Source organism: Nocardia albiluteola (assembly GCF_018860155.1).
In the GTDB taxonomy this organism is placed as follows: domain Bacteria; phylum Actinomycetota; class Actinomycetes; order Mycobacteriales; family Mycobacteriaceae; genus Nocardia; species Nocardia albiluteola.
In genome coordinates this window covers 19,913-36,217 of sequence record NZ_JAHKNI010000023.1, presented here as the reverse complement: position 1 = coordinate 36,217, position 16,305 = coordinate 19,913, and the positions used below count along the sequence as shown (strand labels likewise).

The window sequence follows — 16,305 nt, the reverse complement described above, 5'->3', positions numbered from 1 at the left end:
GCTTACGCTCGCGCGTATGGATCGCCAGAAGGAATTCGTGCTACGCACGCTGGAGGAGCGGGACATCCGTTTCGTGCGACTCTGGTTCACCGATGTGCTGGGGTATCTGAAGTCGGTGGCGATCGCTCCGGCGGAGCTGGAGGGCGCCTTCGAGGAGGGCATCGGCTTCGACGGTTCGGCCATCGAGGGCTTCGCCCGGGTCTCGGAGGCCGACATGGTCGCCAAGCCGGACCCGTCGACGTTCCAGGTGCTGCCGTGGTCGACCAGCAAGGGCCATCAGCACTCGGCGCGCATGTTCTGCGATATCGCGATGCCGGACGGCTCGCCGTCGTGGGCCGATCCGCGCCACGTGCTGCGCCGCCAGCTGAACAAGGCCGGTGATCTCGGCTTCAGTTGCTACGTGCATCCGGAGATCGAGTTCTTCCTGCTGCAGGACACCCCGCAGGACGGCAGGCCGCCGATTCCGGCCGATACCGGTGGCTTCTTCGATCAGGTCGTGCACGAGTCGGCACCGAACTTCCGCCGCCATGCCATCGATTCGCTCGAATCCATGGGTATCTCGGTGGAATTCAGCCATCACGAGGGTGCGCCGGGCCAGCAGGAGATCGATCTGCGCTACGCCGACGCGCTGTCCATGGCCGACAACGTGATGACCTTCCGCTACCTCATCAAGGAGGTGGCGATCGACGAGGGCGTGCGCGCGACGTTCATGCCCAAGCCGTTCCCCGAATACCCGGGCTCGGCGATGCACACGCACATGAGCCTGTTCGAGGGGGAGGCCAACGCCTTCGCCGATCCGGACGATCCGAACAACCTGTCCGAGACCGCGCGGGCATTCATCGCGGGCATTCTCGAGCACGCCCCGGAGATCAGCGCGGTCACCAACCAGTGGGTGAACTCCTACAAGCGCCTGGTGCACGGCGGCGAGGCGCCCACGGCGGCGTCCTGGGGCCGGTCGAATCGCTCTGCGCTGGTTCGGGTTCCGATGTACACCCCGAACAAGTCCTCCTCCCGCCGGGTGGAGATCCGCAGCCCCGATTCGGCCTGCAACCCGTACCTGACCTTCGCGGTGCTGCTGGCCGCGGGCCTGCGCGGTATCGAGAAGGGGTACACGCTGCCGCCGGAGGCGGAGGACGACGTGTGGTCGCTGACCCCCGCCGAGCGCCGCGCGATGGGCTTCAAGGAGCTCCCGGCCAGCCTGGACGACGCGCTCAAGGCGATGGAGCGCTCGGAGTTGGTCGCGGAGACCCTCGGGGAGCACGTGTTCGACTTCTTCCTGCGCAACAAGCGCCTGGAATGGGCGGGCTACCGCGCGCAGGTGACGCCGTGGGAGCTCAAGGAGTACCTGGGCCTGTAGCCACGCCTGCGGCACCGCTGCGCCACGAACCGGGAACAATCTCTCGGGACGGGGGTATGTGGTGCCGTGGGCGCGGTCCGACCGTGTAATTTTGGCTGCATGGTACGGCCACCGACAGCCCGTTCCGTGGTGCCCGGTGTGGGTCGGCTCGGACTGCTCGAGCCGACCGCAGCCGAGTCATTGCGAGAGTTGGCGTGGGACAACATCGACAGCGTTCCCCTGCTGTGGGCGCTGTCCCGATCGCCCGACGCGGATCTGGCGCTGCTGACCCTGGTCCGGCTGCGTGAGCAGCTCGGAACGCGGTGGGCGGCACTGGATTCGGCGCTGCGCACCGACACTTCGCTGCGGGGCCGGCTCTTCGCGCTCCTCGGCTCCTCCAGCGCGTTCGCCGATCATCTGGTGGCCGATTCCGACGGTTGGCAGCTGCTACGGCGTCCGGCGCTGCCCACGCGCGAGGAGCTGATCGCCGATCTGCTCGACGCGGTGCACGCCACCCCCGAGACCGGCGAGCATGCCGGGCCCATGCTGTACCGGGCCGGGATCTCCGGGCCCGAGGCGGTCGCGCTGCTGCGCAAGCGGTATCGCGATCAGCTGATGCTGCTGGCGGCGATCGATCTGGCCGCGACCGTGGAGAACGAGCCGGTGCTGCCGTATCAGACGGTCGGCTGGCAGCTGACCGATCTGGCCGATGCCGCGCTGACCGCCGCGCTGGCTGTCGCCGTGGCGCGGATCTGCGGGGACCAGCCCGTTTCGGTGCGCCTCGCGGTGGTGGCGATGGGCAAATGCGGTGCGCGCGAACTCAATTACGTCTCCGATGTGGACGTGGTGTTCGTCGCCGAACCGGCCGACACCACCGCCACCCGGCTGGCCGCGGAGATGATGTCGGTGGCCTCGAGCGCCTTCTTCGAGGTCGACGCAGCGTTGCGGCCCGAGGGCAAGGCCGGTGCGCTGGTGCGTACGCTGGAATCCCATGTGACGTACTACAAACGGTGGGCGCGCACCTGGGAGTTCCAGGCGCTGTTGAAGAATCGGCCCGCCACCGGCGATCTCGAACTGGGCGAGGAGTACCGCCAGGCGTTGATGCCGATGGTCTGGAATGCCTCGGAGCGGCCCGATTTCGTCGCCGACGTGCAGGCGATGCGCCGGCGTGTGGAGGATCTCGTGCCCGCCGATCTGCGTGAGCGCGAGCTCAAGCTCGGGCACGGCAGCCTGCGCGATGTCGAATTCGCCGTGCAGCTACTGCAATTGGTGCACGGCAAGGCCGACGAGTCGTTGCACGTGCAGGGCACGGTGGAGGCGCTCACGGCGCTGGCCGACCGCGGTTACGTGGGTCGCGACGATTCGGCCAATCTCACCGCCTCCTACGAGTTCCTGCGCCTGCTCGAGCACCGGCTGCAGCTGCAGCGGCTCAAGCGCACCCACACCCTGCCCGCCGCCGACGACGAGGAGGGGATGCGCTGGCTCGCCCGGGCCGCGCACATGCGCCCCGACGGCCGGCAGGACGCGGTGGGCGTGCTGCAGAGCGAGATCAAGCGCAACGCGATGCGGGTGCGCCGCCTGCACGCCAAGCTGTTCTACCGCCCGCTGCTCGATTCGGTGGCCCGCCTGGATGCCGACGCGCTGCGGCTGAGCCCCGCCGCGGCCGTGCGTCAGCTCGCGGCCCTGGGCTACGCGGCCCCGGAGAACGCGCTGGGTCACCTCAAGGCGCTGACCGGCGAGGTGGGCCGCAAGGGCCGCATCCAGGCGCTGCTGCTGCCCACGTTGCTCGAATGGCTCGGCGAGACACCGAATCCCGATCAGGGACTGCTGGCCTATCGCCGGGTGTCCGAGGGCCTGGACGATCAGACGTGGTTCCTACGCGAGCTGCGCGACGAGGGCGCGATCGCGCAGCGGTTGATGATCGTGCTGGGCTCCTCGGCCTATTTGCCGGATCTGCTGATCAATGCGCCCGAGACGATCCGCATGTTCGCCGACGGCCCCGGTGGTCCGCTGCTGCTGAGCCCGAAGGCCGACGATGTGCGCGGGGGCATCATGTCCGGCGCCCGGCGGTACGACGATCCGCGCCGCGCGGTCGCCACGGCCCGGTCGCTGCGCCGCCACGAGCTGGCCCGGGTCGCCTCGGCCGACGTGCTGGGCATGCTCGAGGTGCCGCAGGTGTGCTCGGCGCTGTCCTCGGTGTGGGTGGCGGTGCTCGAGGCCTCGCTGCAGGCGGTGGTCCGGGCCAGCGAGGCGGAGCTGGGCCGGCGCGCGCCCGCGGATATCGCGGTGATCGGGATGGGCCGTCTCGGCGGTCTGGAGCTCGGGTACGGGTCGGATGCGGATGTGCTGTTCGTCTGCGATCCGCGGGCTGGTGAGGACGAGACGGTCGCGGTGAAGTGGTCCATCGGCATCGCCGAACAGGTACAGCGTCTGCTGGGTGCGCCGAGTACCGATCCGCCGTTGCAGGTCGACGCGGGGTTGCGCCCGGAGGGTCGCAACGGAGCCCTGGTGCGAACGCTCGCGGCCTACGACGCGTACTACCGCCAGTGGGCGCAGCCCTGGGAGGTGCAGGCACTGCTGCGCGCCCATCAGGTCGCCGGCGCCCAGGACCTTGGCGTCCGATTCCTCCACCTGATCGACAAGGTCCGCTATCCCGCGGGCGGCGTCTCGGCCGACTCGGTGCGCGAGATCCGCCGCATCAAGGCCCGGGTCGACTCCGAGCGCCTGCCGCGGGGCGCCAACCCGGCCACCCACACCAAGCTCGGCCGCGGCGGCCTCGCCGACATCGAGTGGACGGTCCAGCTGATGCAGCTGCGCTACGCCCACGAGGTCCAGTCCCTGCACAACACCTCCACCCTGCAGTCCCTGGAGGCAATAGAGCAGGCCGACCTCCTCGATCCCGAAGACGTAGATCTCCTCCGCACCGCCTGGCTGACCGCGACCAAGGCCCGCAACGCCCTGGTGCTGGTGCGCGGCAAACCCGCCGACCAACTCCCCGGCCCGGGCCGCCTACTATCCGCCGTAGCCCGCGTAGCCGGCTGGCCCAACGACGACGGCAGCGAATTCCTCGACCACTACATGCGCGTGACGCGACGGGCGAAGACGGTGGTGGAGCGCGTGTTCGGCGGGGATTGAGAATCGCCGCGCGTGGGAGAAATGCGGTGCGCGCGTGGCACGCGGGACGCCTGAGCGCCGTACCGGCCGTGCCGTGGGGTGCACTCGATCCGACCGAGGTTTACGCTCCGCTGGTTGCGGCCGCGCGGTTGCGGAGTTTCCGCCGCGCGAGCAGGACACCGTCTCCGCCGCGCAGGAACGGATGGGCGAGTGAGTTCGTTGACCTGAGGGCCCGGTGTGCCCGGTCGACGGTTACGCCCCGGCCGCCTCGCGCTGGAGCTGGGCCGTGGCCTCGGCCTGGATGCGCTCGAACTGTTCGCCCATGCGCGCCGCGAGCGCCTGAGCCCCGGAGAGGGGGCGAACCATCACCGTGAAGTCGTCGATCTTGCCGTTCTCGTCGAAGTGCAGGAAGTCGCAGCCGGTGATCTGCTTGCCGTCCACCTTCGCCTCGAAGACGAGGGCGTGGTCGCGGCCGCCGGCGTCGGCTATCTCGCGGACGTAGTGGAAGTCCTCGAAGACCCGCAGCACCGCGCGCAGAATGGCGGCGGTGATCGCCTTGCCGGGGTAGGGCTTGAAGGCGACCGGGCTGGTAAAGACCACGTTGTCGGCCAGCAGTGCCTCGACGGCGGTCTCGTCGCGGGCCTCGACGGCGGCTCGGAAGGGATGCATACCCCCGCCTCTCCTGATGAGTTCGGTGTGTCGTCTCCGAACGATAGTCCCCGGACGACGGTGGGATCCGGCGTGCGGAAGGAGCGGGATCGTTCATGTTTCTGTTCGGTATCAATAGGCGCTGCCTGAGAGATAGCTGTGATGGGTTTGGGTACTCGTAGGCGCTTCGCCTCGAGGCTCGGCGGGCCGGGCTATGCTGGCGTAGAGGTTGCTACGAGTTTGCTCATTTAATATCCCGAGTGGATTGCGGTGTGGGGCAACACATAAACCCGTTGCGGGGAACATGTTTCACGCGATATCGGTTAGTACAGACGCGCATGCACTGCGGCGCCGAGTCTGGGCAGATCGGCGAAGTGGATGCCGAGACGAGGGGACACCGGATTCGGCCGGATGACGCGGAATTACCGCGCGGTCTTTCCCGGGGTCCATCGACCCGGAACCTGCGTTCCGCATAGTGTGTCGTGAGGACGCGACCGTCGGGAGGACCAAGATGTCGAGGATGTTAGTGGACGTGCCGCACGCCCACCACCGGCCGTTCCCGTCGCGGCGGGGGTTGTGACGTGGCGGAACTGAACTCTGCGGTCTCCGGCTATCGCACCTACCGGCAGGTGGCGCTGCAGCCGGCCCGGGCCGTGCGGCTGCCGCTGATACTGGTGCTGCTGCTGGTCGGCGTGGTGCTGGTGTACGCGGCCGACCGGGCCTCGCGCGAGGGTGTGGACCGCGGCTGGTTCGTCGCCGCCTCGATCTCGGGCCTGTTCATCGCGCGCGGGCTGCATCTGCGCCGGCCGATCACGCTGCCGCACGTCACGATCGCGGTGATCGTGCTGGGCCTGTCGAACATGGCGTACCGCAGCGCGCATCCGCTGATCGGCTTCGTCTTCCTGGCCGCCACCGGTTGCATCGCGATGCTGCCGGTGGGCTCGCGCCCGCAGCCCGAGCAGCGGTACCGGGTGCAGGCGCTGGTCGATCAGACGGTCGGCGATCCGCTGGCGCCGTTCGCGATGCACTCGTCCAAGACCTACTTCTTCAACGCCGGCTCGACCGCGGCCATCGGCTACCGCACCCGGTTCGGGATCGCGGTGGTGGCAGGGGATCCGATCGGTGATCGCGCCGCCTTCGGCGGTCTTGTCGCGGAGTTCTCCGATTTCGCGATGGATCATGGCTGGCGCATCGCGGTGCTGGGCGCGAGTCCGGAGGTCACCGAGCTGTGGCGCACCCGCGCGGCCGAGCACCACGGGCTGCACGCGATCCCGATCGGGCGCGACGTGGTCGTCGAGGTGGGCGGCTTCGACATGGTCGGCCGCAAGTTCCGCAACCTGCGCCAGGCCGTGAGCCGCACCCATAACTTCGGCGTCAAGACCGAGATCGTGTCCGAGCGCGAGCTCACCCCGGAGCTGCGCGACACCTTGTACGAGATCGTCGACCAGTGGCATCACGGCCGGCAGACCCGCGGCTTCTCGATGATCCTGGACCACCTGCTCGACGGCCGGAACCCGGGCATGCTGGTGGTCTTCGCCCGCGACGGCGAGGGGCGCGTTGTCGGCTTCCAGCGCTACGGCGCCGCCGGGCACGGCACCGAGCTGAGCCTGGATGTTCCGTGGCGGCGCAAGGACGCCCCGAACGGCCTGGACGAGCGCATGATCGTGGACCTGGTCGACTACGGCCGCGAGCACGGGGTCGAGCGCATCTCGCTGGCCTTCGCGGCCTTCCCCGAGCTGTACAGCGACAAGCAACGCTCGCGATCGAAGCAGGCCCTGTACATGCTGGCCCGCGCCCTGGACCCGATGATCCGGCTGGAGTCGCTGTACCGATTCCTGCGCAAGTTCAACTCGTTCGGAAACCAGCGCTTCGTGCTGATCCGCTGGCGCGAGATCGTCTTCACCGCCGCGGCGCTGCTGACCCTCGAGTTCGTCCCGCACCGCAAGCAGGTTTAGCTCCGCGGAGTACGCTGCGGCGCATGGGTTTCGGCGTGGAACGTTTCGATCACATCGTGCTGAACTGTCGCGACGTGGCCGCCACCGCGGCCTGGTACAAGCGGGTGCTGGGCATGCGGGTGGAGACCTTCGGTCCCGCCGGGCGCACGGCGTTGGTCTTCGGCAACCAGAAGATCAACCTGCGACCGGTCGACACGGACGAAGCCGTCTGGGAGACAGGGGCGGTGGCGTCGGCGGGATCCGAGGATCTGTGCTTCGTCGCGACCTGCACCCCCGAGGAGGTGCACGGCCAGCTCACCGCCGCCGGGGTAAGGATCACGAACGGCCCGGTGACCAAGATCGGCGCGCTCGGCGAGATGATCTCGCACTACTGCCGCGACCTGGACGGCAACCTGATCGAAATCGCCGTGTACCCATAGCCCTGCGCTACTTGACATCCGGCAATCCGGACATGAAGGTACGCAGGTGTTCGAAGCCACTGATGTCTCCCGGACCACGCTGCGCAAGGTCGGCGTGCGGCTGGTGCCCTTTCTCGGGCTGCTGTACTTCGTGAACTACCTGGACCGGGTGAACATCGGGTTCGCCGGTCCCAGCGGCATGAAACACGATCTCGGACTGTCGGAGACGATATTCGGGTTCGCCTCGGGCATCTTCTTTCTCGGCTATTTGGTGCTCGAGGTGCCCAGCAATCTCGCCCTGCACCGCTTCGGCGCGCGGCGTTGGATGGCGCGGATCATGCTCAGCTGGGGCGTAATCGCGACCGCGATGGTGTTCGTGCCCAACGCGACCGTGCTGATCGTGCTGCGGTTCGCGCTGGGCGTGGCCGAGGCCGGATTCTTCCCCGGCATCCTGCTGTACCTGACCTACTGGTTCCCGCAGCGCTACCGGGCGCGGATCGTGGCGATGTTCATGGTGGCGGTGCCGATCTCGACCGCGCTCGGGTCGACGCTGTCGAGTCTGGTCATCCGGTATGGCGGCGGCGTCTTCGGCCTGGCCGGATGGCGATTCATGTTCCTGGTCGAGGGCGTTCCCGCGCTGATACTCGCGGTGCTGACATGGTTCTACCTCACCGATCGGCCCGAGCAGGCGACGTGGCTGAGCGCGGCCGAGCGGGACTGGCTGGCCACCGAACTCGCGCGCGAGGAGGCCGAACTCGAGCACGCCGAGCACTGGACGCTGCGCAAGGCGCTCACCCATCCGCGGATCCTGGGCCTGGCCGCGATCTACGGCGGCATCGCGTACGGGCTGTACGCGCTCGGGTTCTTCCTGCCCACCATCATCGCCGGATTCCAGCAGCAGTACGGCACGCACTATTCGGTGGTGCAGCGCGGGCTGATCACCGCGGTGCCCTACGTTATCGGCGCCTTCGCGATGGTGTGGTGGGGCCGCCACGGCGACCGGACGGGGGAGCGGCGATGGCATGTCGCGCTGCCGTCCGTCATCGGCGGCGTCGCCATACCGATCGCGCTGTACCTGGGCAATCCGTTCGCGGCGATGACCGCGGTGACGATCTGCGCGGTCGGCGTCCTGGCCGCGCTGCCGACCTTCTGGGCGCTGCCCAGCACCTTCCTGTCCGGCGCGGCCGCGGCCGGCGGAATCGCGTTGATCAATTCGCTGGGCAATATCAGCGGTTTCGCGGCGCCGTACATCACCGGCTGGCTCGAGGACTTTACCGGCACCGCGCGCGCGGGGCTGTGGGTGGTCGGGGTGTACATGGTGCTCGCGGGGGTGGGCGCGTTGGCATTACGTCCGCGCCGGGAATGAGGTCCAGCGCAGGTCGCGGGAATATCTAAGCCGAGGGCCGGTTGTCCTGGGCGTTGTGTAGCGAAGGGAACGGGTTGTGGCGAGCGGGTTTTCGGCGGACGGGCTGAAGCGGCTGAGCGAGGTCCTCGCGGGGTACACCGAGCGCGGAGAGATCACCGGGCTGGTCGGCGCGATCTATCGGCACGGTGAGCTCGTCCAGGTGGACACCGCGGGATGGCGCGATCGCGAGGCGGGAGCGCCGATGGAACGCGACACCGTCTTCCGGCTCGCGTCGATGACGAAACCGATTGTCGCGGTGGCCATGCTGCAGCTGGTCGAGCAGGGCCTGATCGGGCTGTCGGATCCGGTCGATCCCTGGCTGCCCGAACTCGCGAACCGCATGGTCATGCGTGATCCGTTCGGCTCGCCCGAGGATGTCGTGCCCGCCGACCGGCCGATCACCCTGGAGGACCTGCTCACCTACCGGTTCGGGCTGGGTTGGGGGCGCTCCGGCCTCGGTCCGCAACTGATGTCGCTGACCGCCGACCCGGTCGCCTCGGCCCTGGGCATCCCCGACGCCGAGCGGCTGGCGCCCGATGCCTGGATGCGCCGGGTCGGGGAGTTCCCGCTGCTCGCCCAGCCCGGCGCCCTGTGGCGCTATCACACGGCCTCGGACGTTCTGGGCGTGCTGATCGCCCGGATCACCGGACAGCCGCTCGAAACGGTGCTGGCCGAGCGTATTTTCGCGCCGCTCGGCATGGTGGACACCGGATTCGTTGTGCCGCAGGAGAAACGCGAGCGGCTCGCGGTCCTGTACGCCCGCGACGGATCGGTGCTGGACCATCCGGATTCCACGGCCTGGGCCGCGGAGCCGTTGTTCGCCTCGGGTGGGGCGGGCCTGGTATCGACCGTCGAGGACTACGCCCGGTTCGCGCGAATGCTGCTGGGGCACGGGGAATTCGACGGCGCGCGCATCCTGTCGCGCGGCACCGTCGAGGCCATGTCGAGCGATTACCTCACCCCCGAACAGCACGCCGCCCCGCCGTTCAACCCGCCGCTCGGTCAAACCATGTGGGACGAGCAAGGTTTCGGTTACGGGGTCCAGGTTCGTACCCGTCAACCGGGTGGTGGCCCGGCCGTCGGCACCGTGTCCTGGCCGGGTGGCCTGGGTACCAGCTGGATCGCGGATCCGGTCAATGATCTCGTCGCGCTGCTGTTCGTCCAGACCAACGGCGTCATCGTGGCCGGCGAGTGGCTCATCCCGCTGGGCGACGAGTTCCTCGACCTGACCTACCGCGCCCTCGAGGACTGAGCAAGCCCCGGACCGCGAACGATCAGGCCACCATCAACGTGCTGGTGGACAAGCGATAGCTTTCAGTGCACCGGCAGTGCGCGCAGCGAGCTGAGCGTGGTCGCCAGGGCGCGAGCCGCCTCGGCGCCCTTGGTCACGAAATGCCGGGTGAAGTACTCGACATGCTCGCTGTGCTCGTGGAAGTTGTGCGGGGTCAGCACCACCGAGAACACCGGGACGTCGGTGTCGAGCTGCACTCGCATCAGACCGTCGATCACCGCCGTGGCGACGAAGTCGTGCCGGTAGATGCCGCCGTCGACGACCAGCGCCGAGGCGACGATCGCGTCGTAGCGGCCGCTGCGGGCCAGGCGCTGTGCGTGCAGCGGGATCTCGAAGGCGCCGGGCACGTCGAACACCTCGACGGCCGCGGGATCGTTGCCGAGGTCGCGGTACTCGGCCAGGAAACCCTCGTACGCCTGCGTCACGATGGGCCGGTGCCAGCTGGCGCGAATGAAGGCGATCCTGCCGTCGGTGGGAGTACTCATTCCCGGATCCTACCGAGACGGGGGCGGCGGGCCCGGTCGCGCCTGCCGCTGGGCGGGACTTGGTTCCCGCCGAGGTCGGTTCGTCAGCTCGCGGTCAGGTGTTTGTCGAGCCAGTCCGTGAGGTCGGTGAGCACCCTGTCCTGCTCGGGCTCGTTGAAGACCTCATGGTAGAGGCCGGGATAGCGGATGACGGTCAGATCTTTCGCGCCCGCGCGCTCCTCGACGGTGTCCGCGCTGGACGGGGCGGCCAGGGCGTCCGCGGTGCCGTGCAGGACCAGCGTCGGCACGGTGAGGCGATCCAGGCGCGTCCGGACGATCTCGGTGGCCCGCAGGATCTCGGCGCCGGTGCGCGCGGGGAGCTTGCCGCGGTAGGTCAGCGGGTCGGAGTCATAGGCGCGGATCACCTCGGGATCCCGGCTGATCATCGACGAGTCCAGTTGCAGCACACCCAGATTCGGGGTCCAGCGGCTCAGCAGCGGGGCGAACAGGCGTTGCGCGGCCGGGACGGCGGGAATGTCCAGGGGCGGTGCGGAGATCGCGACCCCGGCGACGTCCAGCGGGGCGCGGGTGGCCAGGTACAGGGTGATCAGGCTGCCCATGCTGTGCCCGAGCACGAAGCGCGGCACGTCCGGGTGCCGCGCCGAGGCGAGGTCGAGCAGCGTCGCGAGATTGTCGGCAGCCGCGTCGATCGAGCCGATGTTCGCCTTGCCGCCCGCCGACTGCCCGTGCCCGATGTGGTCGAGGGCATATACCGCGAAACCGTTGCCGGCCAAGCGTTGTCCGACATGCTCGTAGCGCCCGGAGTGTTCGGCGACGCCGTGCGAGAGCGCGATCACCCCGCGCACGGTCTCCTCCGGCACCCAGGCGCGCCAGAACACGCGCCCGCCCTGCCCGTCGAACTCGCCCGTCTCACTCCGGACCATCACCGCTCCCTTCGCCAGCACCGCGCCCTGTCGCGGTCATTGTCTCTCGCGGCCGCCGCACCGGTCGGATGATTGTCCGATTCGATCCCGCCGTGTCGGGGATTGCCGGCCTCCGGCGGCGTCATCTCAAATCTCGTCGATCGTGCAGGCGAGATAGAGATCGACGCGGTCCCGGGCCGTCCCCAGATCCCGGCCGGTGAGCGCTTCGATGCGCCCGATCCGGTAGTGCAGCGTGCTGACGTGGATATGCAGCTCCTGGGCGGTCGCGCGCCGGGATCCGTTGGCGTCCAGGAAGATTCGCAGCGCATGCGCCAGTTCGGAACGATGCTCGGCATCGTAGGCGTGCAGCGGGCCCAGCAGCCGGTCGCGGAACGCGCCGCGCACGTCGGCGGGGACATCGGCCAGCAGGAGACGGTGTGAGTCGAGGTCGGCGGTCGTGATCATCGCCAGGCGGGCGGGCTGTGCGCTCGCCAGCCGGGCGGCGTGCCGGGCCTGCTCCAGGGCCGCGGTCAGCGTGGCGGCGTCGCGGGCCGTGCTGCGGCCGAATGCGATTCGGCCGCCCTCCGCGGCGGGCTCGAGCGCGTCCAGGTGCCGGCGCAGCAGGGCGGCGATGCCGTCGTGGTCCAGATGTCGGCGGCCAGATCCCAGGGATCGGCCCCATCCTGCTCGCCGTGGGCGGTCCCGGCGACGACGAGGTAACCCGATCCGGCGCTGCGCCGGGCTGGCGTTCACCGGCGCCCTGCTCGGCTCGGTCTGGATCGCGAGCCTCGGTGCGGCCATCGGTACGCTCGTGTTCATCGGCACGCCCACCGACCTCGTCACCCACGTCCTGCCGCCCGCGCTGGCGACCGTGACGATGCTCGCCCTCGGCATTTCGACGATCGCCTCGAGCTGCCTGGACTGCTACTCCGGCGCGCTGGCCTGGCTGACCGCCGGTGTCCGTATGACCCGATGGCAGGCCGTGGCGCGGCATCCACCCCGCACACCAAGGAGATCTCCGCATGAGCACCGCACCGATCACGGCACCGACCGGCCGGGACATCGACCACCTGCACACCGCGGTCGCGATCGCGCGCCGCGCCCGGACCAACGGCAACCATCCGTTCGGCGCGCTGCTGGCCGGGCCGGACGGCGCCGTGCTGCTGGAGGCCGAGAACACGGTCACCACCGGGCGAGACGCCACCGGCCACGCCGAAACGAACCTGGTCAGGATGGCAACCGCGCGATACGAGCCCGGTTTCCTGCGCACCTGCAGCCTGTACACCAGCACCGAACCGTGCGCCATGTGCTCGGGGGCGATCTACTGGGGCGGCATCGGCCGCGTGGTCTATGCCCTGGGCGAGGACGAACTGCTCGCCCTGACGGGCGCCAGCCCGGAGAACCCGACGATGGCGCTGCCGTGCCGGACCGTCTTCGCCGCCGGGCAGCGGGAACTGCCGGTTGTCGGCCCGGTCGAGCTGCCCGAGGCTCGCACGGTGCACGAGGGCTTCTGGAACTGAGATCAACGGTAGTGCGGGACCACGTGAATCGTGGTCCCGCACAGTGCTATACCGGCCGCAGGTCGATCATGCGGCGCAGGCGGGCGCGGTCGCGTTCGAGGCGGCGGGCCTCGTAGGCGATGGGGAAGTAGCGGAGGCGTTCGGGGAGGCGGGGGACAGTGCGGCCGATGATCCAGCCGAGGGCGCGCAGGGTGGCCTCGTCGGTGGCGGTCCAGGTCAGGCCGAGTTTCTCGCGGGCGGACGGGGGTGTGGTGCCGACAGTGAAGAAGTACTGCATGCGGCTCACCGGTGCGGTGGCGATCCGCCAGGCCGGGCGCAGCGGGCGCGGCAGGAAGGCCGGGGCGCCCACGCGGCGGCTCACCCGCAGGAAGTCGTCGGCGACAGTGGTTGCCACCAAATGGTTTTCGACCTTGTCGTGGAAGTAGTCGAGCCACTCGGCGTAGGTTTCGGGAATTTCCTTGGGCGCCACCGAGAAATTGCGCATCAGCTGGACGACCTCGCGGTAGTACTCCTCCTTGTCCGCCTCGGTCAGCGGCGTGCGAGTGAAGGGCCGGTTGCCCTCGGTATACGCGTAGACCGCGGTGTGCAGCACCCAGGCCCACGGCCCGGACGACAGCGCGGTGTGCCGAACACCCTGCACATCAACGGAATTGAGGGAGGCGTGCATCGTGCGCAGCCGATCGGCCTCGGCCAGGGCCTCGTCGCCGCCGTAGATCCACATCATGACCGAGGCGATGCTGCGCATGGCACGGCCCATCGGGTCGGTGCGGAAGGTCGAATGCTCGTCGACCACCGCGGCGATCGAGGGCTCCATCGTCTGCAGCAGGAAGGCCGATCCGGCGGTGAACGGAAAGGTGATCAGGCCGACCTCGTCCCACATCCGGCTCTCGGGCGTGAAGGGCGTCCGGGCCGGGCGGTCGCGGTCGGGCCGCTCGGTCGGGGTCGTGGACGCGGTCATGCGGATCTCCCTTGATCACTCTGCTGCGTGAGGCCACCTCATCGACATGATGAGAGTATTACTACATAAGTCTCTCATCATGTCGCTATGAGGGCAAGGATGGCCCTGGGGATCCCCGCCGTGGATGCGCGGCGGCCGATCCGTCCGCCTCGTCGAGGATCGGACCGGTAGCGGATGGAGCTCCGTTGCTCCGCCCGGGCGATGTACCCGCCGCGCCGTCTGTGTCGTGTACCTATACGACGGATGAGGAGCGCCGAATGTGACATCCGAGGCGGATTATTTGTCCAGGAGCTGGATCGGCGACATCGGTCGAGTTCGCACTTGTTCGCGGACGTGTCACAGCTGGGACGTGCCGGCGGTCATCGGAGGTGAGAAGATCAACCGAACGCGGAGGAGACCGACGACCATGACCAACGATGCCGACCTGCTGGCACGCCACTTCGAGCAGCAGCGCGACCGGCTGCGCGCGCTGGCCTTCCGGATCCTCGGTTCCACAGCCGAGGCCGAGGACGCGGTGCAGGAAGCGTGGCTGCGCCTGAGCCGCACCGATGCCGCCGAGGTGGAGAATCTGGCCGGCTGGCTGACCACCGTCACCGGACGGATCTGCCTGAACATGCTGTCCTCCCGCAAGACCCGGCGCGAGGATCCGCTGATCGATCACGAGCCGCCCGCGGTCGCCGGGCCCGAAAACGATGTGCTGCTGGGCGATTCGATCGGAGCGGCGCTGCTGGTGGTGCTCGATACGCTCACGCCGCCGGAGCGGCTGGCCTTTGTGCTGCACGACCTGTTCGGCATGCCGTTCGACGAGATCGCCCCGATTCTGGGCAAGTCCACGGCCGCCACCCGCCAGCTCGCGAGCCGGGCGCGGCGGCGCGTGCGCGGTGTCGAGGAGGTCGAGGTGGATCGCGACCGGCAGCGGCAGGTCGTGGAGGCATTCCTGAACGCCTCTCGCGCCGGCGAATTCGCCGAGCTGCTGGCGCTGCTGGATCCCGACGTCGTGCTACGCGCGGACGGCGCGGCGGCGCTGATGGGCGCCACCGCCGAGGTGCGCGGCGCCGGCGACGTGGCCGAGACCTTCTGCGGCCGCGCCAAGGCCGCCCTGCTCACGCTCATCGACGGCAATGCCGGGGCGGTGTGGTCGGCGGGCGGCGCGCCGAGGATGGTGTTCGACTTCACCGTCACCGACGGGCGCATCACCGCCATCGACATGCTCGCCGACCCGGATTTGCTCGCCGACCTGGACCTACAGCCCCTGTCCTAGCGGGTACGGGCCGGTCCGGTCGAGGGGCGGTCCGGAAATTTTTCGTCAATACGGGCCGGGGGACTTGCCCGGCGATATCGTCGGCGGGTCTGATGGTGGCATGGCCGACATGCGCACGAACACTCGTGCCCCGCACCGGATCCCGGGTACGCCCGGGATCCTCGGGTTGTCGCCGTGCCGCCGCGAGCCCGCGCCGACCATGGTGGAGCGCTTCGGCTTCGGTGGCGAGGACGAGCCGCCATCGTGCGGCTGACGTCCGTTCCATCGGCCTGAATTCATGGCGCGAGAACCCCGAAGGGGCTGGGCTCCGCCTGTATCGGCGTTGACCTGCTCGTACCCGCGTCTCGACTGCGCTTCTGCATGAGCGGGCCCGGCTGAAGATCTACGGCCGGGTCGGCCGCCCGGCCGCCGAGGTGGCCGCCGAGATCGCCCGGCTCTGTGTCCGGGAGCTGCCCGTGCGGGACGGCGGCTACTCGTCCGGATGGAACCGGCGAAACCCGCTGCGCTGGTGGACAACCTGAGCATGCGTGCACGCCTGGCCCGGCTCACCGCCCAGCTGACCGAAATTCACTGAGACAGATCGGGGTTTGCGATGTCCAGGCGTGCCGACAAGAAGCGCGCCCGTCGCAGGAAGAAGGCCAACCACGGTAAACGGCCGGGCGCCTAGGTATTTCGCCCGGCTGTCGGGATCTATCCGATCGCCGGGAACCACACGCGGGCCCGCCGGTGCACGTCACCGGCGGGCCCGGTTGGTGAACCGGACGCCGATTCGCCGGCGGGTCCGTGTGTGCCACGGTGAGCGTCCGCGTGCAGGTTACGAGTTGGATACGGCGGAAATCCTTGCCGCTCACCGATTTCACGAAAAATTGATGCACGACCTGCGCGATTTGATGGCAGAATGGAATTCTCGCAAGGTGAAGGGAAGGTGAATGAGGTCTAAACAATCAGTGCGGAGCGCTCGGTCTCATCGCCGCGCCCGCTCCGGAATACTGTCCTCGATACCTTGACGCCGACGCGGCGGGCCCGCCCGAT

General features: G+C 68.9%; 15 protein-coding genes. 10 read left to right on the top strand and 5 right to left on the bottom strand.

Translation table 11 applies throughout. The features are described from left to right. Positions 1-16: 16 nt before the first annotated feature. Positions 17-1,357, top strand: a complete 1,341-nt coding sequence (gene glnA / locus KO481_RS39460; RefSeq protein ID WP_215923672.1) for a type I glutamate--ammonia ligase — start codon at positions 17-19, stop codon at positions 1,355-1,357. A 99-nt stretch (positions 1,358-1,456) separates the two neighbouring features. Next, on the top strand, positions 1,457-4,471 hold the full coding sequence (locus tag KO481_RS39455; RefSeq protein ID WP_215923671.1) for a bifunctional [glutamine synthetase] adenylyltransferase/[glutamine synthetase]-adenylyl-L-tyrosine phosphorylase: 3,015 nt from the start codon (positions 1,457-1,459) through the stop codon (positions 4,469-4,471). Positions 4,472-4,702: 231 nt separating this feature from the next. Here the strand turns inward: KO481_RS39455 and KO481_RS39450 are convergent, their stop codons facing one another. Continuing rightward, positions 4,703-5,119, bottom strand: a complete 417-nt coding sequence (locus KO481_RS39450; RefSeq protein ID WP_215923670.1) for a nuclear transport factor 2 family protein — start codon at positions 5,117-5,119, stop codon at positions 4,703-4,705. A 560-nt stretch (positions 5,120-5,679) separates the two neighbouring features. Between KO481_RS39450 and KO481_RS39445 the strand changes: the two genes are divergently transcribed. The 4 genes from KO481_RS39445 (at position 5,680) to KO481_RS39430 (ending at position 10,108) form a co-directional block, all read left to right on the top strand. Beyond that, positions 5,680-7,053, top strand: coding sequence for a bifunctional lysylphosphatidylglycerol flippase/synthetase MprF (locus KO481_RS39445; protein ID WP_215923669.1), 1,374 nt, complete (start codon positions 5,680-5,682; stop codon positions 7,051-7,053). Between the two features lie 23 nt (positions 7,054-7,076). After that, on the top strand, positions 7,077-7,472 hold the full coding sequence (locus KO481_RS39440) for a VOC family protein (protein ID WP_215923668.1): 396 nt from the start codon (positions 7,077-7,079) through the stop codon (positions 7,470-7,472). Positions 7,473-7,518: 46 nt separating this feature from the next. Next, entirely contained in the window at positions 7,519-8,817 is a 1,299-nt protein-coding gene (locus KO481_RS39435) for an MFS transporter (protein ID WP_215923667.1), read from the top strand. Positions 8,818-8,893: 76 nt separating this feature from the next. Next, positions 8,894-10,108, top strand: coding sequence for a serine hydrolase domain-containing protein (locus KO481_RS39430; protein WP_215923666.1), 1,215 nt, complete (start codon positions 8,894-8,896; stop codon positions 10,106-10,108). Positions 10,109-10,170: 62 nt separating this feature from the next. Here the strand turns inward: KO481_RS39430 and KO481_RS39425 are convergent, their stop codons facing one another. The 3 genes from KO481_RS39425 to KO481_RS39415 form a co-directional block, all read right to left on the bottom strand. Beyond that, positions 10,171-10,632, bottom strand: a complete 462-nt coding sequence (locus KO481_RS39425) for a 6,7-dimethyl-8-ribityllumazine synthase (protein WP_215923665.1) — start codon at positions 10,630-10,632, stop codon at positions 10,171-10,173. 83 nt (positions 10,633-10,715) lie between these two features. Continuing rightward, on the bottom strand, positions 10,716-11,555 hold the full coding sequence (locus tag KO481_RS39420; RefSeq protein ID WP_215923664.1) for an alpha/beta hydrolase: 840 nt from the start codon (positions 11,553-11,555) through the stop codon (positions 10,716-10,718). A gap of 126 nt (positions 11,556-11,681) precedes the next feature. Next, a complete protein-coding gene (locus KO481_RS39415; protein WP_215923663.1) occupies positions 11,682-12,428 on the bottom strand; it encodes a PucR family transcriptional regulator in 747 nt (248 codons plus the stop codon). 128 nt (positions 12,429-12,556) lie between these two features. Between KO481_RS39415 and KO481_RS39410 the strand changes: the two genes are divergently transcribed. Then, entirely contained in the window at positions 12,557-13,054 is a 498-nt protein-coding gene (locus tag KO481_RS39410; RefSeq protein ID WP_215923662.1) for a nucleoside deaminase, read from the top strand. Positions 13,055-13,100: 46 nt separating this feature from the next. Here the strand turns inward: KO481_RS39410 and KO481_RS39405 are convergent, their stop codons facing one another. Next, positions 13,101-14,012, bottom strand: a complete 912-nt coding sequence (locus KO481_RS39405) for an oxygenase MpaB family protein (protein ID WP_215923661.1) — start codon at positions 14,010-14,012, stop codon at positions 13,101-13,103. 406 nt (positions 14,013-14,418) lie between these two features. Here KO481_RS39405 and KO481_RS39400 point away from each other — a divergent pair, with 406 nt between their 5' ends. From KO481_RS39400 to KO481_RS44965, 3 genes are all read left to right on the top strand, one after another. Further along, positions 14,419-15,273 carry a sigma-70 family RNA polymerase sigma factor gene (locus KO481_RS39400; RefSeq protein ID WP_215923660.1) on the top strand — a complete coding sequence of 285 codons (855 nt, stop codon included), beginning with the start codon at positions 14,419-14,421 and terminating at the stop codon, positions 15,271-15,273. A 109-nt stretch (positions 15,274-15,382) separates the two neighbouring features. After that, on the top strand, positions 15,383-15,526 hold the full coding sequence (locus KO481_RS39395; protein WP_215923659.1) for a hypothetical protein: 144 nt from the start codon (positions 15,383-15,385) through the stop codon (positions 15,524-15,526). A 339-nt stretch (positions 15,527-15,865) separates the two neighbouring features. Beyond that, positions 15,866-15,940: a 50S ribosomal protein bL37 gene (locus tag KO481_RS44965; protein ID WP_372452185.1), complete on the top strand. Its 75-nt coding sequence runs from the start codon at positions 15,866-15,868 to the stop codon at positions 15,938-15,940. The last annotated feature ends 365 nt before the right edge of the window (positions 15,941-16,305 follow it).

What these genes read in the sequence shown, in the direction of transcription:
- KO481_RS39425 (WP_215923665.1), bottom strand. Translation starts at nt 10,632, where the DNA reads ATGAGTACTCCCACCGACGGCAGGATCGCCTTCATTCGCGCCAGCTGG.
- glnA (WP_215923672.1), top strand. Translation starts at nt 17, where the DNA reads ATGGATCGCCAGAAGGAATTCGTGCTACGCACGCTGGAGGAGCGGGAC.
- KO481_RS39400 (WP_215923660.1), top strand. Translation starts at nt 14,419, where the DNA reads ATGACCAACGATGCCGACCTGCTGGCACGCCACTTCGAGCAGCAGCGC.
- KO481_RS39450 (WP_215923670.1), bottom strand. Translation starts at nt 5,119, where the DNA reads ATGCATCCCTTCCGAGCCGCCGTCGAGGCCCGCGACGAGACCGCCGTC.
- KO481_RS39420 (WP_215923664.1), bottom strand. Translation starts at nt 11,555, where the DNA reads ATGGTCCGGAGTGAGACGGGCGAGTTCGACGGGCAGGGCGGGCGCGTG.
- KO481_RS39395 (WP_215923659.1), top strand. Translation starts at nt 15,383, where the DNA reads ATGCGCACGAACACTCGTGCCCCGCACCGGATCCCGGGTACGCCCGGG.
- KO481_RS39410 (WP_215923662.1), top strand. Translation starts at nt 12,557, where the DNA reads ATGAGCACCGCACCGATCACGGCACCGACCGGCCGGGACATCGACCAC.
- KO481_RS39415 (WP_215923663.1), bottom strand. Translation starts at nt 12,428, where the DNA reads ATGCCGAGGGCGAGCATCGTCACGGTCGCCAGCGCGGGCGGCAGGACG.
- KO481_RS39405 (WP_215923661.1), bottom strand. Translation starts at nt 14,012, where the DNA reads ATGACCGCGTCCACGACCCCGACCGAGCGGCCCGACCGCGACCGCCCG.
- KO481_RS39440 (WP_215923668.1), top strand. Translation starts at nt 7,077, where the DNA reads ATGGGTTTCGGCGTGGAACGTTTCGATCACATCGTGCTGAACTGTCGC.
- KO481_RS39455 (WP_215923671.1), top strand. Translation starts at nt 1,457, where the DNA reads ATGGTACGGCCACCGACAGCCCGTTCCGTGGTGCCCGGTGTGGGTCGG.